The sequence below is a fragment of the Streptomyces thermolilacinus SPC6 genome, from assembly GCF_000478605.2.
GTDB lineage: Bacteria > Actinomycetota > Actinomycetes > Streptomycetales > Streptomycetaceae > Streptomyces > Streptomyces thermolilacinus.
Genome location: NZ_ASHX02000001.1, coordinates 2,056,664 through 2,071,325 on the forward strand (window position 1 = coordinate 2,056,664; position 14,662 = coordinate 2,071,325).

Sequence of the window (14,662 nt, forward strand, 5' to 3'; positions counted from 1 at the left end):
CGCGCGAATGCCCTGGTCGGGTGACCCTCGTGGGTTGACCCACGAGGGCCGCCCGGCCCGGGGGCCGCGACCGGTCAGCCGGTACCGCCCGGCGCGGCAGGTGCCGATGGGGCGGCAGGTGCCGACGGAGTGGCCGGTGCCGATGGGGCGGCAGGTGCCGACGGGGCGGGTGACGGCTGCTGGCCAGGTGCTGGCTTCTGGTCGGTGGCCTTGCGTTCGGCGTCGGCCTTGGCGGCCTGCTCCAGCGCCTCCTGGAGGGCCTGCTGCGCCTTGCCGTACGCCTCCCAGTCGCCCTTCTTCAGCGCCGCCTCACCGTCGTTGAACGCCTTCTGGGCGTCCGCGATGGCCCGCTTGAGCCCCTCCTCGCCGGTGGCCGGGGGCCTCGGCTCCTGCGGGGTGTCCGACGGCGGGGTCGTGGGCGTCTCGCCCTCCACCCCGAACACCGCGTTCAGCGCGTCCGTGAGGCTGTTCTCGAACACCGTCGTGTCCTTCGTGGCGTCGCCCTCAGGCTTGCTCGCGTCGATGTACGAGACGGCCACCTTCTTCAGCAGCGGGTAGAGCGCGCTGCGGCCCTGGGCGTAGACCGGCTCGACGTACAGGAACCCGCCGTCCAGCGGCACGGTGAGCAGGTTGCCGTACTCGATCTCCGAGTCGGCGCCCTTCATGTCGCGGACGAACGTCGCCACGTCGGGGAGGCTGTTGAGCTTGCTCTGCACCTGCGCGGGGCCCGGCACCTCGGACGTGACCCTCAACAGCCTTATCCGGCCGTAGTCCTTGCTGGTCGCGTCGGCGTCCACGGCCATGAACGCGCCCAGGTTGGGCCGCCCGTTGGGGGTGAACGTCGTCGTCAGCGAGAACCGCTGCTGCGTGTCCCCGGGCATTTTCATGCTCAGGTAGTACGGCGGGACCGCGTTGCCGTCCTTCTTCGTCGGGTCGGCCGGCACCTGCCAGGCGTCGGAGCCGCTGTAGAACTGCGCGGCGTCGCGCACGTGGTACCGGGTGAGCAGCTCGCGCTGGACCTTGAACATGTCCTGCGGGTACCGCAGGTGGGACTTCAGCTCGTCGCTGATGGCGCTCTTGGGCTGCACCGTGCCGGGGAACGCCTTCATCCAGGTCCTGAGGACCGGGTCCTTGGTGTCCCACTGGTACAGCTTCACCGTGCCGTCGTAGGCGTCCACGGTGGCCTTCACCGAGTTGCGGATGTAGTTGACCTGGTTCTGCTGGGCGACGACCGTGCGGGTCTGGTTGCCCGCGGTCAGCGAGTCCGCCGTGCTGTCACCGAGGGTCGTACGGGAGGCGTACGGGTAGCCGTTGGTCGTCGTGTACGCGTCCACGATCCACTGGATGCGGCCGCCGACCACGGCCGGGTACGCGTCGCCGTCGATGGTCAGCCAGGGGGCGACCGCCTCGACGCGCTGCTTCGGCGTGCGGTTGTAGAGGATGCGCGAACCGTCGCCGATGGCCCCCGAGTACAGGATCTGCGGCTCGCTGAACGCCACGGCGTACGCGGCGCGGTTGAAGGCGTTGGACAGGCTGACGCCGCTGTCACCGCGGTAGCTGGTGGTGCGCTCGCCGTTGGCCTCGTAGTCGAGCTCCTTCTGCGGGCCGCCGACGATCGAGTACTGCTCGGTCTTCTCGCCGTAGTAGATCCGCTGCTCGTACTTGGGCATCTGGCCGGTGGTCGGCAGGCCGCTCTCGGTGAAGACCGGGGAGCCCGTGGCGTCCACCGAGGTGCCCGTGGCCATGATCGCGCCGAAGCCGTGGGTGTAGGTGAAGTGGTCGTTGATCCAGTTCCGCTTCGGGATGCCCTTGATGTTCAGCTCGCGCAGGCCGACGACGGTGTCCTTGCCCTGGTACCGGTCGACGTCGAGCGTGACGGGGAACTGGTAGTACTTCCGCTTCTGCTCCAGCTGCTGGAACGTCGGCGAGACGATGTTCGGGTCCACGAGCCGGTAGCTGGCCGCCGCGTCCGAGTCCTTGCGCAGCTGCTCCTTCGCCTTGACGGTCGCCTTGCCCGAGTAGTTCTCGGGGACCGTCGTGTCGATCGCGTACGCCTTGCGCGTCGCCTCGATGTTCTTCTTGATGTACGGCGCTTCCTTGGCCTGCTCGTTCGGCTGGACCTGGAACTTCTGCACGATCGCCGGGTACAGCCCGCCGATCAGGATCGCCGACAGGACCATCAGGCCGAAGCCGATGACCGGCAGCTGCCAGGTGCGGCGCCACAGCGTCGCGAAGAACAGCAGGGCGCAGATCACCGCGATGCAGAACAGGATCGTCTTGGCCGGCAGGTAGGCGTTGGCGTCGACGAACCGCAGGCCCGTCCAGTTGCCCGTCGCCTTGAAGTCGCTGGACTTCACCGCCAGGCCGTACCGGTCGAGCCAGTACGCGACGGCCTTCAGCGACACGAACACGCCGAGCAGCACCGACAGGTGGCCCGTGGCCGCGGCCGTGGCGCGGGCGCCCGGGCTGGTGACGCGCAGCCCGCCGTACAGGTAGTGGGTGAGCGCCGCCGCGATCAGCGACAGCACCGTGGCCGCGAAGCCGAACCCGAGCAGGAACCGGTACCAGGGCAGGTCGAACGCGTAGAACGCGACGTCCATCCCGAACTGCGGGTCCTTCTCACCGAACGGGACGCCGTTGATCCACATCAGCCAGGTGCGCCACTGGCCCGAGGCGGACGCGCCGGCGATCAGGCCGACCAGCGCCGTGATCGCGAGGAGGACCCACTTCTTGTAGGGGGCGACTCCCATGCGGTAACGGTCGAGGCTCTGCTGCTCCAGCGACATCGCGCTCAGCGGCGGCCGCAGCCGGTGCGCGAGCCAGATGTTCAGCCCGACGGCGAGGCCCATCAGGAGACCGAAGACGGCGAACATGCCGACCTTGGTCCACAACGTCGTGGTGAAGACGGACGAGTATTCGACGGACCGGTACCAGAGCCAGTCCGTCCAGAACCCGGCGAACATGACGAAGAGCATGGCCAGGACGGCCAGCACCCCCAGCGTCATGAGCAGGGTGCGGGCCCGCCGGGACGGCCGGCCGACTCTGATCCGTGGCCCGGTCGGGCCTCCGCCGCGGTCCGGCATCTGGAAAGCCAACGTGCGCCCCTCGAGTTCGCGGTCGTGTGTGCTGCCTGTGTGGTGCGATGGCGCCCCGGTGAACACGGGGCCCCACTGATGCAACTTACTAAGGCTTTACCTGGTTCCCGTCTTCGGGTCGAGAAGAGGCAGGATATTGACCATGTCCAATGTTTCTCCCTCCGGCCCTCCGATGGCCGCCAGTCCGCTCACACGCGCGGTCCTCGAAATCGACGAGTACGCGGCGGGGCTCGGCTGGGACCAGCCGGCCCGCCTGTTCGCCCTGGTGGACACGGCGCGGCTGCGCGCCGACGAGCCGGAGCTGGCCGCCCAGCTCGGGCTCGACTCCGACGAGGCGGCCGCGCCCCTCACCCCGATCGAGCAGGACGAGCTGCCGTCCGGCGCCCCGCTGGACGAGTTCCTCGCGACGGTCGCCTGGCCCGACGCGGTCACCGGCTGCGCCCTCACCGTGGAGCGGCTGATGCTCCCGCCGTCCGCCGAGGGCTCCGTGCCCGACGGCCTGGACGAGGCGGGGCTGGCCAGATGGGTGGCCGCCCACCCGGACCGGCAGGAGGTGCGGATGACGGTGGCCGTGCTGCGGGACGGGGCGCGCGAGTCGGCGATCCGGCTGCGCGAGAAGGACTCCCCGACGGAGGTCCTGACCGGCTCCGACCTGGTGCCGGGGCTCGCGGAGGCCCTGTCGGCGACGTTCGAGGGCTGATACGGCCCAGGGCGGGTGCCCCCGGCTGCGCGGCCTGGGTCCTGGGCCGGGGTGCCCGGCTGCGACGCGGCGGCCGGACTGCGGCCAGGCGGTGAGGCGGCCAGGCGGCCAGGCGGCTCAGGTTCTCCTGGGCCGCCCCCGGCTCAGCTCCGGGAGCAGCTGGGGAGCCCCGCCGTGTCTCCCTTGCCGACCTTCTCCAGCGACTTCACCGCGTCCGCGATCGTGTCCACCTTGATCAGCGTCAGCCCGTCGGGGGTGGCCGCCGCGGCCGTCGGGCAGTTCGCGGCGGGGGTCAGGAAGTACGAGGCCCCGGCCTGGCGGGCGCCGACCAGCTTCATCTCGATGCCGCCGATGGGGCCGACCCTGCCCGTCTCGTCGATCGTGCCCGTACCGGCGACGAAGCGGCCGCCCGTCAGCGGGCCGGGGGTCAGCTTGTCCACGATGCCGAGCGCGAACATCAGTCCGGCGCTCGGCCCGCCGACGTCGTCCAGCTTGATGTCGATCTGGAACGGGAACGTGTGGTCGGTGCCGGCCTGGATGCCGACGATCGCCCGGTCCGCGTCGCCCGCCCGCTTGGTCCTGACCGTGATCTCCTCGGTGGTGGTCGGCTCACGGCCGGCCTTCTCCGCCGCGGCGGCGTCCTTGGCGGGGACGATGGTGAAGTCCACGGGGGCGCCGGGCTTCCGCTTGGTGACGACGGCCGCCACGTCCTTGGGCTCCCGTACGGGCACGCCGTCCACCGACTTGATCACGTCCCCCGCGTGCAGTCTGCCCTCGGCGGGGCTGCCCTTCTGGACGGACGAGACGACCACGCGCGTCGCCACGGGGAGGCGCAGCTGCCGGAGCGCGGCCACGCGGGCGCTCTCCTGGGACTGGCTGAACTCCTCGGCGTTCTCCTGCGTGGACTGCTCCTCGGTCTTGCCGTTCGGGTAGAGCGTCTCGTGCGGGACGACCACGCTGTCGTCGGCGAGCCATCCGGCGACGGCCTCGACGATGTTCATCCTGTACTCCGCACCGGTGACTCTGACGGTCGTCATGTTGAGGTGGCCGGACGTCGGGTACGTCTCGTGGCCGGAGATCCGCAGGACCGGCTCGCCGCCGGAGTCACCGAGCGTGTTGACCGTCGGCCCGGGGCTCATCTCGGAGTAGGGCACCGGGATGAGCACTCCCGCGCAGAGCAGCGCGATGAGGGAGAGGGTGGCGGCGAGCAGCGTCGCGGTGCGGCGTGGCATGGAACGACAGTACGGGACCGGTCCGTCAGTGCACCCTCGGGGCCGCCGTCCGGGGTGATCGTCAGACGGATTCGCGGCTGGCGTGGGTCTTGTCCATCGCGTCGCGGAAACGCGCGTAGCCGTCCAGCTCGGCTATGTCCTCGGTGGTACGGCTCCGCGCGGCCCAGCCGCCCCATATCGCGGCGCCGACGGCAGCCGACAGCGGAATCAGCAACCAGGCGAGTGCTGCCATCACAACCTCCCCGTAGTGAAAGCGACTGGCTGATCAGCAGATTAACCAGCTGTCGTCTCAACGCTGCTGCCGGGGAGACGGTTACGCAAATCGGGGGCGGGGCGGCGGGCTGCGCGGATCAGCAGGAGCCGACCCACTCCTCGGTGCCGTCGGAGAAGCGCTGGTGCTTCCAGATCGGCACCTCGTGCTTGAGGTCGTCGATCAGCTTCCGGCACGCCGCGAACGCCTCCGCGCGGTGCGGGCACGACACGGCGACGACCACGGCGAGGTCCCCCACGGCCAGGTCGCCCACCCGGTGGACGGCGGCGAGGGCGCGTACGGGGAAGTCGGCGACGACCTTCTCCGCCACGCGCCGCAGCTCGGCCTCGGCGGTGGGGTGGCTGGAGTAGCCGAGGGCGTCCACGTCGGCGCCGCCGTCGTGGTTGCGGACGGTCCCGACGAAGAGGGCGGTGCCGCCGGCGGCGTCGTCGCCGACGGCCCGGAACACCTCGTCCAGGGAGAGCGGCGTGTCGCGGATCGCCAGCAGCCGGACCGGCTGGTCGGCGGCGCGCTCGCCGGGGTGGTCGTAGAGGGCAGCCATGCCCCCATCGTGCCGCACGCCCCCGCTCCATGGAATTGCCGGTTCACCCGGCGGACACCGCCCCCGTCTTGGAGCCTCCTACAGCCCCCTGCGGCGGCGGGCCCGGCGGACGAGGGCCGCCGTGCCGAGCAGCGCGACCGTGGCGCCCGCCGCTCCCGCCGCCGTGGCGTCCTTGCGGCCCAGGCGGCGGCCCGCGACGGTGTGCCGTCCCGCGACCTCCTCCAGGAGCGCGGCCAGCACCTCCTCGTTGGTCCAGGACGGCCGCCAGCCCGCGTCGTGGAGCCGCCCGACGCTCACCACCCAGGGGTGCATCGTGTACGCGAGGTCGCCCGCGGGCGACGGGGTGAGGCCGATGCGGTGCAGCCGGGCCGCCGCGCCCAGGGCGACCGCCGACGGCAGCTCCATGCGCCGGATGCCGCTGAGCTCCTCGACCTCCTCCTGCTCCAGCCACCCGTCGCAGCCGACCGCGAACTCGCCGTCGACCTTCTCCAGCGCCGCGTACTCCAGCGCGCTGACCAGGTCCTCGACGTGGCAGAACTGCCAGGCGGGCCGCGATCCGGCGACGACGAGCAGCCGCGGCGACTCGAAGTAGCGGGTCAGGGCCGTGTCGGTGCCGCCGACGAGGATGGCGGGGCGTACGACGGTGATGTTGAGCCCCGGGTGCGCGCGGGGCGCCCTGCGCGCGAGGCGCTCGATCTCCATCAGGTCGCCCACCCCGGTCGCCTCGGCGGTGGCCCGCAGCTCGGCGTCCTCGGAGAGCGGGATGTCGTTGTCGGGGAGGGCGCCGTACACCATGGCGGAGGTGCACAGGACGACGCGGCGTACCCCCGCCGCCGCGGCGGCCGTGAGCACCGTCTGCGTACCGCGTACGTTGTACGCCGTGCGGGCGGCGGCGTCGGTCTCCAGGTCGAGGTCGAGCGCCAGGTGCACCACGACGTCCGCGCCGCGCAGCTTCTCGGCGATGGCCGGGTCCCGCACGTCGAGGATGTGCCAGCGGGCCTCCGCCACGTCGCCGCGGCGCTCGTCGATGGCTACGACCTGCTTGATCTCCTCGGACGCGACGAGGCGCCGGGTCAGCAGGTCGCCGACGCCGGACGCGGCTCCGGTGACCGCGACGACGGGGCCCCGGGCGGCGGAGGGGGTTGAACGGTTTCGCGCTGCGCGAACCTGCGGATCTGGGGAACTCACCAGGCGTCTCCAGCGGTTGTCTTCAGTACGTACGCGGACAACGCGCACGTACCAGGTGCGTCCATCCTGCCGCAGGCGGTGCTCGGACGGAGCACCGAGCCCCAGACCCGGCCGGGATGTCTACGCTGGGTGTGATGTCGGGCAACCGCCGTCGGCACAAGGCCGGCGGCCCAACGAGCCGAGGAAACCCGTGAGCGACACCCCATTCGGATTCGGCCTTCCGCCGGAGGAGCCGGACGACGGCGACGAGGGCAAGAAGAAGCCCGAGGGTGGTGCCAACCCCTTCGGGTTCGGCGGGCTGCCCGGAGGCCCCGGCGGCGCGGACAACCCGTTCGCCGCGATGTTCGGGTCCTTCAACCCGGCGGACCTGGGCGCCGCCTTCCAGCAGCTCGGCCAGATGCTCAGCTACGAGGGCGGTCCCGTGAACTGGGACATGGCCAAGCAGATCGCCCGCCAGGCCGTCTCGCAGGGCACCCCGGACGGCACGAAGGACGCCAGCGTCGGCCCCGCCGATCGGAAGGCCGTCGAGGAGGCCGTGCGCCTGGCCGACCTGTGGCTGGACGGCGTGACGTCCCTGCCCTCCGGTTCGGCCACCGCGGTCGCCTGGTCGCGCGCGGAGTGGGTCGAGGCGACGCTGCCCGCGTGGCAGCAGCTGGTCGATCCGGTCGCGGAGCGCGTCGGCACGGCCATGGGCGATGTGCTGCCGCAGGAGATGCAGGCCATGGCGGGCCCGCTGATCGGCATGATGCGCTCCATGGGCGGCGCCATGTTCGGCCAGCAGATCGGCCAGGCCGTGGGCGTGCTGGCGGGCGAGGTGGTCGGTTCGACCGACATCGGCCTGCCGCTCGGCCCGGCCGGGAAGGCCGCGCTGCTCCCGCTGAACGTGACCGCCTTCGGCCGTGACCTGAGCGTCCCACTGGACGAGGTGCGGCTGTACCTGGCGCTGCGCGAGGCCGCCCACCAGCGGCTCTTCGCCCATGTGCCGTGGCTGCGCTCGCACCTGTTCGGCGCGGTCGAGGGCTACGCGCGCGGGATCAAGGTAGACACGTCCAAGCTGGAGGACGCGGTCGCGCAGCTCGACCCGTCGAATCCGGAGCAGCTCCAGGAAGCACTTCAGCAGGGCATGTTCCAGCCGGAGGACACGGCCGAGCAGAAGGCGGCCCTGGCCCGGCTGGAGACGGCACTCGCGCTGGTCGAGGGCTGGGTGGACGCGGTGGTCCACGCGGCGGCCGGTTCCCGGCTGTCCTCGGCGGACGCGCTGCGGGAGACGCTGCGCCGCCGCCGCGCCTCAGGTGGCCCCGCCGAGCAGACCTTCGCGACGCTGATCGGCCTCCAGCTGCGGCCGCGCCGCCTGCGGGACGCCTCGCGTCTGTGGGCGTCGCTGACCGACGCGCGCGGCGTGGACGGCCGGGACGCCCTGTGGGCGCACCCCGACATGCTGCCGACGGCCACGGACCTGGACGACCCGGACGGCTTCGTGCACCGGGAGCACCTGGACTTCTCCGAGCTGGACAAGATGCTCGGCGAGGCCGCCAACCGGCCGGACGAGGACGACGCGGACGGCGAGGGCGACTCGGACGGCGAGGGCGGCGGCGACGGCGGTCCTGGCAAGGACGGCAAGGACGGCGGCAGCGGCGAGTGAGCCTGTACGACGACGCGGTCCTCGTCCTGAAGGGGTACGAGGACCAGGCCGAGCTGCGCGACCTGTACCTGGACCACCTCGCGGCGCACGGGGACGACGCGATGTGGAAGCCCTGCGCCGCCGGGCACCTGACGGCGAGCGCGCTGGTAGTGGACCCGGAGCGCGGCCGGGTGCTGCTGACCCTGCACCGGAAGCTGCGCATGTGGCTCCAGATGGGCGGCCACTGCGAGCCCGAGGACCGCACGATGGCCCTGGCGGCGCTGCGTGAGGGCACGGAGGAGTCCGGCATCCCGGGTCTGACGCTGCTGCCTGGCGGCCCGGTGCGGCTGGACCGGCACCTGACGCCGTGCGCCTGGCACCTGGACGTGCAGTACGCGGCGGTGGCCCCGCCGGGCGCGGTGGAGGCGATCAGCGACGAGTCGCTGGACCTGCGCTGGTTCGCGTACGACGAGGTGGCCTCGGTCGCCGACGAGTCGGTGGTCCGGCTGCTGGAGCGGACGCGGGCCCGCTTGTAGGCGACTCGGCCCGGGCCTCGGTCACGGGTGAGGGGCGGCCTCCGGGGAGGCCACCCCTCACCTGCCGTCTCGGCCGGTCAGTTCCAGGCGTTGTTCTGGTTCTGGCCGTGCGCGCCGTGCTGGCCGACGCCGAACTGGGCGGCGGCGCCCTGTCCGATCTGGGCGTTCTGCGGCGGCATGACCTCGCTGGGCTGGACCAGCGCGAAGCCCTGACCGAGGAAGTTCAGCTCCCAGCCCTCACCCGTGTTGCCCCGGCGCCTGCGGATGTTCGACGAGTGCGTCTGGGCCTGCATCTGGACGCGCAGCGACGACGACCAGGCGACGACGGCGTCCGCGTCCACGTTGACGTACTTGTCCGGGGTGACCTGGAGCATCAGCGGCTGGCCGGACGTCATGAGCGCGACCTGACCGCGGCCGGAGATGTTCAGCTGGTACTTGCCGGAGCCGGAGATGCCGTACTGGCTGTCCACGGCGATGACCTCGGTGTGCAGCGTCGAGTCGAGCGCCAGCACATAGGCGCTGTCCACCGTCAGCCCGTCCTGGTCCACGTCCACGACGTGGATGTACTGCGCCAGGTTGGCGAGGTAGACGGTGCCCTGCCCGGAGCAGCGCATCAGGTCGAGCCCCTCGCCGGTGCGGGCGCGGGCGGTGCGCTGATTCTGGTTCTGGTACTCGCCGTCGAAGTCCATCAGGCCCTGGTAGGCCACCATGGCGCCCTTTCGGGCGAGGACGTCGTCGTGGCCGGTGAGCGCCACCCGCAGCAGCTGCGGGTTCTGCACGGTGTACCGGTCCTGGCTCTGCTGTTCCGTGTAGCTGAAAAGCGGGCTCTGCATGATCTGTTTCGCTCCCCCTGGCTCAGTGCCGGATCCGCAGGCGGTCGGTACTGTCCTCGCTCGGCTGGACGACGACGATGCCCTGGCCCGAGAAGGCCATCTGGTACGCCTCGCCGCTGCCCCTGCCGATCAGGGAGCCCGCCTTGAAGCTGCGCTTGCCCTTCACCTTCAGCGCCGGCGACCAGGCGACGAGCGCGTCCGGGTCCACGTACGTCTCGTCGTCGCCGCGGCCGCAGTCGACGACGATGGGCGTGCCGCGCGAGGTGAGCGCGACCCAGCCCGTCCCGGTGACCTGCACGTTCCACAGGCCCTGGCCCGCGAACTTGGCCATGCCCTTGACCCGCTCGACGCCCCACTGGAGGTGCGCGTCGAAGGCCAGCAGATTGGTGCCGTTGACGGACAGGGCGTCGTTGTCGAGGTGGACGACGACCACGTCGGCGCCGTAGTCGGCCAGGTACAGCAGGCCGTCGCCGGAGCACTTCATCAGGGGCGCGCCCTCGCCGGTGACCCACGCGGAGGCGATCTGCCGCACGGCGGGCGGGTTCGGCTCGTACTGGACGAAGCCCTCGTACGCGACGACGGACCCGGTGCGGGCGAACAGGTCCTGGCCGGTGGCCATGGCGACCTTCAGCATGGCGCTGCCGTGGTTCTCCATGCGGGCGGTCACCGCGGTGGGGGCGTAGCCCGCGAGTTGCTGGTTCATTCTTCGGGCTCCCTCAGACCTCGTACGGCTGGACGACGATGAAGTTTCCGGGGGCGCCCCGGAACTGGAGGTTCACGGTCTCGCCGCTGTGCCCCGGGTAGGCGTTGCGGCGCAGCCGGACCTGGCTGGAAAGCACCACCTGCGAGGCGGCCGACCAGGCCACGACGGCGTTGCAGTCGGCGAACGTGGTCGGCGTGACCGGCAGGACGACCGGGATGCCCTGCGTCTTGACGACGACGGTGCCGGTGCCCTGGAACAGCATGGTGAACAGGGCGCCGCCGGGGATGCCGTGGCCCTCGACGCGGCGGACCTCGTGGTGCAGCGACTCGTCGAACGCGAGGACGTTCTCGGCGGACACGCAGATGCCGTCGCCCTGGAGCTCGATGGGGTGCAGATGGGCGCTGTTCTCGGCGAGGAACACCTGGCCGCGGCCGGTGCAGCGCATCAGCTGCATCTCCTGGCCCGTGGCGTTGCCGACGATGCGCCCGGCGAACCCGGCGCCCTTGTAGCCGAAGTCCACCTTGCCCTGGTACATGACCATGCTGCCCTGGCGGGCCAGCACGGGCGTCTGGCCCATGGCCAGATCGACCCGCATGAGCTGCGCGTTCTGTGAGGTCCAGCGCTGGCCGGTGGGCGTCTCCCGGTACTTCTGGAGCGCGGCGGCGAGCCCGGCGCCCTGCGGGGCGCCGTGTGGGGCGGGGGCGTGCGGGGCGCCGGGCGGCATGCCCATGGGCGGCTGCTGGCCGTACGGGCCTGGGGCCGGCTGGGCGTACGGAGCGGGCTGCCCGTACGGGCCGGGCGCGCCGTGCGGCGGTGTCTGCCCCGGCACGTGGCCGTACGGCGCCCCCGGCTGGTGCGGATGCTGGGGGTGGTGCGGCTGGTGCGGGTGCTGCTGCGGGTACGGGGCCGGGGGCGGCGTGGGGGCCTGGGGCGCGGACGGGACCTGGGGCGCGGGCGCGTGGGGCGCGGGCGGGGCCTGCGGGGTCACGGGGCCGACCATGGTGGGCTGGGCGTGCAGCGGCTGCTGCGGCTGCGCCGGGGCGGGCGCCGGGGGCGGCGTGTGCACCGGTGCCGGGGCGGGCGCGGCGGCCGGGGGCGGTGCGGGCGCGGGGGCCGGTGCCGGGGCGGCGAAGCCGGGCGCGGGCTGGGCCTGCTGGGGCGGCACGGAACCGCCGGGCGGCGGCGCGAAGCCGGGTGCGTCCTGCTGCGGGACCACGGCCTGCGGCGCCTGCTGGGGCTGCTCCTCCTCCAGTACCTCGCCGCCGAAGTTCTTCAGCAGCGCTTCCAGGCCGCCGTCGAAGCCCTGGCCGACAGCGGCGAAGCGCCAGCCGTCCTTGCGGTAGAAGTCGCCCAGCATGACGGCGCGCTCGGTGGAGAACTCGGCGCCGCTGAACGCGTAGCGCGCGACCTCCTCGCCGCCCGCGACGATCCGGATGTACCCCGGCCCCACCTGCGACATCTGTCCGGCGCCGTCGATCGTGGCCGTGAAGGACAGCTTGTGGATCGCCTCGGGCACGCGGTCCAGCGTGACGCGGAACGACTCGGTGTCCCCGGCCTGCGCGCCGAGCAGCTGGATGGACTCCTCGGGGGACTTCGGCTGGTTGAAGAAGACGAAGTACCGGTCGTCGGAGAGCCGCTCGTCGGCGTCGAGGCCGAAGCAGCTGATGTCGAAGGTCAGCCCAGGGCCCGCGATCTGCACGCCGACGTACAGATCGGTCCCGGCTGTGAGATCACTGATCCGGGCCTTGTGGCCCCGTTGGAATTCCCTGGACATGCGTTACGACCGTCCCCCATCCCGGATTGGTGTGCGTCGCGCCAGGCTAACGGCTGGGTCCGACACGGGACACGTCGGCGACCGGCTCGGTACGGACTCGGTACAAGGCCGGTGATCGTCAGTCGCCGGCCGTGCGCGGTGGGTGTGGCAGACGGTCGGCCGCGACCACGCCCTCCAGGTATCCCCGCGCGCGTTCCGTCCTCGGGTACGGCTCCAGGAGCCGCCAGAAGTCGGGGCCGTGTCCGGGGACGAGCAGATGGGCCAGCTCGTGCAGCAGCACGTAGTCGACGACGTATTCGGGCATGCCCTGGAGCCGGTGGGACAGGCGGATGGTGCCCTCGGCGGGGGTGCAGGAGCCCCAGCGGGTGTTCTGATTGGTGACCCAGCGCACGGACGCGGGCCGGGCGCGCCCGCCGAGGTACTGGCCGGACAGCCGCTCGGCGCGCTCGGCCAGCTCGGCGTCGCCGGGGCGCCGTCTGCTCTCCTGGGCGGCGAGCTTGTCGAGCATGAGGCCGACCCAGCGCCGCTCCTCCGCCTCGGACATCCGGGCGGGGATCAGGACGATGGTCCGGTCGCCCTCCCGGTACGCGGAGACGGTGCGGCGGCGCCGTGAGCTTCTGCGCACCTCGACGGCGTGCGTCCGCTGCGCACCGGACGGGTCCGGGGCGGGACTCTTCGTACCCGTGGGGCGAGACGGGCCGGCGGAACTGGTGGGGCTGGCGGAACTGGTCTGCGGGTCGGCGGGCACCCCACGACCGTACCGGGCGGACCGGTCGAAGCCCCGTCCCCGGCGGATGACGCACACCGCTTGTCCACAGGCCGAGGCATTCGTACGACGAGAGGACCGGCTCTGTGGACGGCGCTCGGCAGGGATCGTGGCGTCCGCGTGATGCTGTCCGCGTGTGACCGATGACGGGATACGGCATGGGGGTCGGTATGCGTCCGATGGTGAGGCCCGCGCTGCGGCGCGCCTGGCGTGATCTTCGGTATGTGCAGTTCGGTGTGGCGCCCGCACACGCGGTCGTGGTGGGCCCGGTGGACGCGACGACCGGGAGCCTGCTGGAGCTGCTGGACGGCACGCGGGATGTCCCGAGCCTGCGTGAGGAGGCCCGCAGGCTCGGCGTGCCGGACGACTGGCTGGAGCGGCTGCTGAACCGGCTGGCGCGGGCGGGGCTGCTGGAGGACACGGCGCGGGGGGCGACGGGGCGCGCGGAGGGCGGGGCGGCGCGGGAGGTGGTGGTGCCGGACCGGCTGCGCGCCGACGCGGGTTCGCTGTCGGTGGTGCACCGGGGGCCGGGCGAGCCCCTGCGGCGCCTGGCGGCGCGGGGCGCGATGCGGGTGCAGGTGCGGGGAGCGGGCCGGGTGGGGGCGGCGGTCGCGGCGCTGCTGTCGTCGGCGGGCGTGGGGCGTGTGGACGTACTGGACGGGGGCCGGGTGCGGCCGTGGGACGTGGCGCCGGGCGGGCTGCCGCCCGAGTCGGTCGGCGAGGGGCGGGCGGTGGCGGCCCGGCGACTGGTGGCCCGGGCGGCGCCGGGTGGCGCGGGGGCCGGCGCCCACGGCCCGGGCCGGGACGACCGCGCGGGCCGCTCCGGCGGCGGGCCGGAGCCCGCGCTGTCGCTGGTGGTCGTCGCGCCGCGGGACGGTCTGGCGGCGTACGCCCCCGATCCGGCGACGGCCGACGCGTGGGTGGGGACGGGGACACCCCACTTGTTCGCCGGGGTGCTGGAGGCGACGGGCGTGGTGGGCCCGCTGGTGCTGCCGGGCGGGTCGGCGTGCGCGCGGTGCGTGGACCTGGGCCGGGTGGACGCCGACCCCGCGTGGCCCCGGTTGCTGGCGCAGTGGCGGTCCGGGCGGCAGGGCGGTGCGGTGCCGACCGGTGATGCGGGGCTGGTGGCGACGGTGGCGGGGCTCACGGCGGCGCACGCGCTGGCGTTCCTCGACGGGGGCGCCCCGGCGAGCGTGGGCGCCCGGTGGGAGGTGGCGTCACCGCTGCTGGAGTGGCGGTCGCGGCGGTTGCGGCCGCACGGGGAGTGCCCGTGCGGGGCGGCCGACCAGGTGGAGGTGCGGGCCGGATGGGAGGCGGACGGGGCGGAACGGGAGCGGGCCTCGGGGGTCCGGGGCGGGCAGGACACAATGGCGGGGTAACCGCCGTCGGCGGCGCGTGTCAG

The 14,662-nt window shown here is 72.8% G+C and carries 13 protein-coding genes; 4 read left to right on the forward strand and 9 right to left on the reverse strand.

The features are described 5' to 3' along the window. Positions 1 to 74: 74 nt before the first annotated feature. Positions 75 to 3,083 (reverse strand): UPF0182 family membrane protein, encoded by a 3,009-nt coding sequence (locus J116_RS08410; RefSeq protein ID WP_023586650.1) that lies wholly within the window; start codon positions 3,081 to 3,083, stop codon positions 75 to 77. A gap of 154 nt (positions 3,084 to 3,237) precedes the next feature. Here J116_RS08410 and J116_RS08415 point away from each other — a divergent pair, with 154 nt between their 5' ends. Further along, a complete protein-coding gene (locus J116_RS08415) occupies positions 3,238 to 3,795 on the forward strand; it encodes a PPA1309 family protein (protein ID WP_023586651.1) in 558 nt (185 codons plus the stop codon). A 143-nt stretch (positions 3,796 to 3,938) separates the two neighbouring features. On the opposite strand, the gene J116_RS08420 is transcribed toward J116_RS08415, so the two are convergent. From J116_RS08420 to J116_RS08430, 4 genes are all read right to left on the reverse strand, one after another. Further along, positions 3,939 to 5,027: a YlbL family protein gene (locus J116_RS08420; RefSeq protein ID WP_023586652.1), complete on the reverse strand. Its 1,089-nt coding sequence runs from the start codon at positions 5,025 to 5,027 to the stop codon at positions 3,939 to 3,941. Positions 5,028 to 5,088: 61 nt separating this feature from the next. Next, entirely contained in the window at positions 5,089 to 5,259 is a 171-nt protein-coding gene (locus tag J116_RS30095; protein ID WP_023586653.1) for a hypothetical protein, read from the reverse strand. Positions 5,260 to 5,377: 118 nt separating this feature from the next. Further along, positions 5,378 to 5,839, reverse strand: a complete 462-nt coding sequence (locus J116_RS08425; protein ID WP_023586654.1) for a molybdenum cofactor biosynthesis protein MoaE — start codon at positions 5,837 to 5,839, stop codon at positions 5,378 to 5,380. Positions 5,840 to 5,917: 78 nt separating this feature from the next. Continuing rightward, entirely contained in the window at positions 5,918 to 7,027 is a 1,110-nt protein-coding gene (locus J116_RS08430; RefSeq protein WP_023586655.1) for an SDR family oxidoreductase, read from the reverse strand. Between the two features lie 190 nt (positions 7,028 to 7,217). Between J116_RS08430 and J116_RS08435 the strand changes: the two genes are divergently transcribed. Both J116_RS08435 and J116_RS08440 read left to right on the forward strand, forming a co-directional pair. After that, positions 7,218 to 8,669, forward strand: coding sequence for a zinc-dependent metalloprotease (locus J116_RS08435; protein WP_023586656.1), 1,452 nt, complete (start codon positions 7,218 to 7,220; stop codon positions 8,667 to 8,669). Further along, on the forward strand, positions 8,666 to 9,184 hold the full coding sequence (locus J116_RS08440) for an NUDIX hydrolase (protein WP_023586657.1): 519 nt from the start codon (positions 8,666 to 8,668) through the stop codon (positions 9,182 to 9,184). Before J116_RS08435 ends, J116_RS08440 begins: the two co-directional genes overlap by 4 nt. A 77-nt stretch (positions 9,185 to 9,261) precedes the next feature. Here J116_RS08440 and J116_RS08445 read toward each other — a convergent pair whose 3' ends face one another. From J116_RS08445 to J116_RS08460, 4 genes are all read right to left on the reverse strand, one after another. Next, positions 9,262 to 10,017, reverse strand: a complete 756-nt coding sequence (locus J116_RS08445; protein WP_023586658.1) for an AIM24 family protein — start codon at positions 10,015 to 10,017, stop codon at positions 9,262 to 9,264. A gap of 22 nt (positions 10,018 to 10,039) precedes the next feature. Further along, positions 10,040 to 10,720: an AIM24 family protein gene (locus J116_RS08450; protein ID WP_023586659.1), complete on the reverse strand. Its 681-nt coding sequence runs from the start codon at positions 10,718 to 10,720 to the stop codon at positions 10,040 to 10,042. Positions 10,721 to 10,733: 13 nt separating this feature from the next. Next, entirely contained in the window at positions 10,734 to 12,494 is a 1,761-nt protein-coding gene (locus J116_RS08455; RefSeq protein ID WP_023586660.1) for a TerD family protein, read from the reverse strand. Between the two features lie 118 nt (positions 12,495 to 12,612). Beyond that, the gene (locus J116_RS08460) at positions 12,613 to 13,242 is read right to left on the reverse strand and encodes a M48 metallopeptidase family protein (protein ID WP_028963835.1); all 630 of its coding nucleotides are present in this window, start codon (positions 13,240 to 13,242) and stop codon (positions 12,613 to 12,615) included. 188 nt (positions 13,243 to 13,430) lie between these two features. On the opposite strand from J116_RS08460, the gene J116_RS08465 reads away from it, so the two are divergent. After that, positions 13,431 to 14,639 (forward strand): ThiF family adenylyltransferase, encoded by a 1,209-nt coding sequence (locus tag J116_RS08465; RefSeq protein WP_028963836.1) that lies wholly within the window; start codon positions 13,431 to 13,433, stop codon positions 14,637 to 14,639. Positions 14,640 to 14,662: the final 23 nt, after the last annotated feature.